This window comes from Streptomyces sp. NPDC050619, assembly GCF_040654815.1.
Lineage (GTDB): Bacteria > Actinomycetota > Actinomycetes > Streptomycetales > Streptomycetaceae > Streptomyces.
On the sequence record NZ_JBFAIR010000108.1, the window covers coordinates 1 to 3244 of the forward strand.

The window sequence follows — 3244 nt, forward strand, 5'->3', positions numbered from 1 at the left end:
GGACTTGATCTGCTCCGGCGAGGTCTCCTGGATCACCAGCGCGGCGTTGGCGTGCACGATGATGCCGGTGACGTGGTGGGCAACGAAGTCGTGCAGATCCCGGGCGAGTTCCAGACGCTCGTTATGGCGTACGGAGGTCACAGCCCGGGCCCGGCGAGCGTCCAGCAGGCGCAGATAGCAACCAAGGCCCACGACGCCGCCCACGGCGAACGTCAGCAGGAAGGAGAAGAGGAAGTCGTCGGTTAGGCCGTTGCGCAACGGCTGGGCGATCACCGCGACAGCCAGCGCCGCCGACAGTGTCACGGCCGTGGCCGGGCGCTCCACCCGCCGCGCGGTCCGGGCGAGCACCACGAGCAGGACGACCGTCTCCAACAGGCCCCAGGTACCGCTTTTGAGCGGGGCATATGCATACAGGCCCACGGTCAGGGCCAAGGAGCCCAGCGCCGCGGCGCCGGCCCGCCATTCGGGGCCCGGCCAGCGGGCGGGAAAGAGCAGCACGGCGGCGGCGAGGGGGCCGGAGACCAGGGGCAGCCAGCTCGACCAGCGGTCGTGCGGGTCGTAGTAGGTCACCAGGTCGATCAGCCACACCAGGGCCAGGCCCCCGCAGAGGGAGACCGTGATGGCGCGCCGCACACGCGGGGAGAGCGGAATATCAGGTTCCACGCCGCACAGAGTACGGATGTACGGCCGAGCAGCGAGTCGGCCCACAGGTCGATGCCGACCACCCCGGACCGGCCCGGCGGCCGAGGACGGGCGCGCGTGTCCGGCGGGATCGTCGACGGTATCCAGATCCTCGCCGTGGAGGCCGCCCGAGCGAGGGCGGTGCTGGCGCGGTGGACGCTTTCGTGGAGGTGTTCGCGGTTGGCGGTGATGTCTGGGACGCAGCGGGCGGCCAGGGTGTCCCAGGCGGCGCGCAGGTGGGTCAGAAAGCGCGACAGGCTGTGGGCGATGACGGGTTCGAAGGCGTTGAGCTGGAACTGTCCGGCTTCGGCGGCCATGGTGACGGTCAGGTCATTGCCGATGAACCTCGAAGGCGTTGTCCGTCCTCGTCATGCCGTCCTGAACAGTCCCGCCCCGGGCCGCAGCGGACAGTCCTAGTCCGCCAGCACCACGTAGTCGTACGAGACGCTGTTCCCCTTGGCCTTGGTCACGGACACCATGATCTTCTGCTGCTTCCCGTTCTTGGACGTCACAGTGCACTCGACCGAGTCGCGCTGCGGCACCTTGAGACCTCCGGCGCAGCTCACGGATTTCGGCTTCTCCTGGACGAGCGGCAGGGAGTAGTTCTCGCGGACCTGCTTCTCGACCTCCGCACGGCTCACGGCACCGGTGGAACCGACGGTGCTGGTCGACTCCGTGCTCAGCAGCCGCGGTACGACCACGAAGGCGAACCCGCCCACGGCCACGGCGGCAGCGGTCACCAGGGACACGGCGACGTATTTCATGTTTCTCTCCTGCGATGCGCTTGCTGCGTTGAGGCTGTCACCGGAAGAGTGGCCCGCCGGACGGCGGCTGCGCTTCGGCCCGCAGGCCGACAGTTGGCGGGCGGGTCGGCCTGGAGGCCGACCCACGGGTCAGGCGGGCGGCATCTGGCGGTCGCGTACGAGAACGGTGTCGGGAAAAGAGCAGTGCGGCGACGGTGAGAGGGCCGGAGACCAGGGCCCGGCTTCCTCAGAGGGAGACCGTGATGGCGCCCCCGACGGCCGGGGAGAGCGGGGTATACGGGATCCACGCCGCGCCCGCACCGCGCTGACGTCCCACCATCACCGCGATCGCCTCCGTCACTTTCACGATCCTCGCCGGGCTGGCCTTCCTGCTCTTCCTGGCCCGGACACGGCAAGACCCCCGCCGCTTCGGCAACGCCGTCCTCCTCGGACTGTCCCTCGTCCTGCTGACCTTGGCGCTGCTCGCCCAAGTGGCAGCCGACAGCGCGCCCGCACCCCTCCTCGCGGCGGTGACCCTCGCCTTCACGCTGCTGGCTCTGGGGGTGCTGGCCCTCGCGTTCTTCCTCATCGCGAACGGGGTGACGATGGTCCGCAAGGAGGGCCGACGCCCCGCCAACCTGCTCTCCGGGCCGGCGGGGCTGGCCGTCCTCGATCGAGGGCCTCATGGCCGCTCCCCGCTGACCCGGAGCGGTTCTCCTGCCGGGCGTAGGAGACCACCGGCCAGGACGGGACTGAGCGGCTCACTTGCCGGCTTCTGGGCCGTACCACTGGAGTGCCTGGCCGGTGACGGCGGCGATGCACTCGAAGTCCCGGTCACGGTGCAGGAGCGTCAGTCCTTGCAACTCGGCTGTGGCGGCCACCACGAGGTCGACGGCTCCGGCGCTGCGGTGCTGTCCGCGCTGGGTGAGGATCTCCTGGACCTGCCAGGCGCGGTCGTACGCGCGATCGTCGACCGGCACCCAGCCGAAGAGCAGGCGCATGTCCTCAATGCCCCGTGTGCGGTCGGCGGCGGAGCGGGCGCTGTAGAAGAACTCCAGCTCGGTGATAGGGCACGTGGCGATGAGCCCCGCTGCCGCAGCCTGATCCCATCCATACGGTTCGGCGTCGCCGCGCAGGAGGCGGGCGAGCGCGCTGGTGTCGATCAGGAATTGCGCGGCGTTCACCGGCGGTAGTTCCCCTTGTCCTCGAAGAGGTCCAAGCCGAAGGCCCCCTCCTCCGCTGCTGCCCGCAGCCTGGTGAGGGCCAGCGCCCGGCGCCGGTTGTCGAGTACCTCGCGCAGGGCGGTATTGACTGTGTCCTTCTTGGTGCTGGTACCGAGCGCCTTGGCCACGTCCGCCACCAGCTGGTCATCGAGGTCGATCACGGTCCGGCTCATCGACTGCACCTCCACGGATATCATCGATGACATCAAGTATATCTCTACTTGTACTTGGTGAAGGTCGACGCACGGGTCAGGTGGGGGGCGTCTGGCGGTCGCGTACGAGGCCGGTGTCCCAGGCCCAGGCGGCGATCTCGACGCGGTTGCGCACGCCGATCTTGTCCTTGATGTTGGACAGGTGGGACTTGACGGTGCCCAGGGACACATACAGCTCGCCGCAGACCTCCTGGTTGGTGCGGCCCACCGCCACCAGGCGTACGACGTCGAGCTCCCGCTCGGAGAGTGGATGCGGGACCGCTGCCGGCGGCTGCTGCCCGGCGAGGTGCTTGAGGAGGCGGACGGTGACGGCGGGGGAGACCAGGGCGTCCCCGCGGGCGGCGGCACGCACGGCCTCGATCAGCAGGGTGGAGCCGGCGTCCTT

The 3244-nt window shown here is 69.5% G+C and carries 5 protein-coding genes and 1 pseudogene; all 6 read right to left on the minus strand.

Annotated elements, in window-relative coordinates; genetic code table 11:
- Positions 1–663, minus strand: a 663-nt coding sequence (locus AB0I77_RS53195; protein WP_363290271.1) for a histidine kinase, incomplete at its 3' end; no start/stop codon positions are given.
- A 173-nt stretch (positions 664–836) separates the two neighbouring features.
- Positions 837–1035 (minus strand): annotated as a pseudogene (aspA, locus tag AB0I77_RS53200) (aspartate ammonia-lyase); the annotation flags it as partial.
- A gap of 59 nt (positions 1036–1094) precedes the next feature.
- Positions 1095–1445 carry a DUF4333 domain-containing protein gene (locus tag AB0I77_RS53205; protein WP_363290272.1) on the minus strand — a complete coding sequence of 117 codons (351 nt, stop codon included), beginning with the start codon at positions 1443–1445 and terminating at the stop codon, positions 1095–1097.
- A gap of 740 nt (positions 1446–2185) precedes the next feature.
- Complete coding sequence (locus AB0I77_RS53210; protein ID WP_363290273.1) at positions 2186–2608, minus strand: PIN domain nuclease; 423 nt, start codon at positions 2606–2608, stop codon at positions 2186–2188.
- Positions 2605–2820, minus strand: coding sequence for a type II toxin-antitoxin system VapB family antitoxin (locus AB0I77_RS53215; RefSeq protein ID WP_363290274.1), 216 nt, complete (start codon positions 2818–2820; stop codon positions 2605–2607). Before AB0I77_RS53215 ends, AB0I77_RS53210 begins: the two co-directional genes overlap by 4 nt.
- A 76-nt stretch (positions 2821–2896) precedes the next feature.
- A partial coding sequence (locus AB0I77_RS53220) for a response regulator transcription factor (protein WP_363290275.1) occupies positions 2897–3244 on the minus strand: 348 nt, incomplete at its 5' end.

Coding starts and splice junctions, on each gene's coding strand:
- AB0I77_RS53215 (WP_363290274.1), bottom strand. CDS start 2,820: ATGAGCCGGACCGTGATCGACCTCGATGACCAGCTGGTGGCGGACGTG.
- AB0I77_RS53205 (WP_363290272.1), bottom strand. CDS start 1,445: ATGAAATACGTCGCCGTGTCCCTGGTGACCGCTGCCGCCGTGGCCGTG.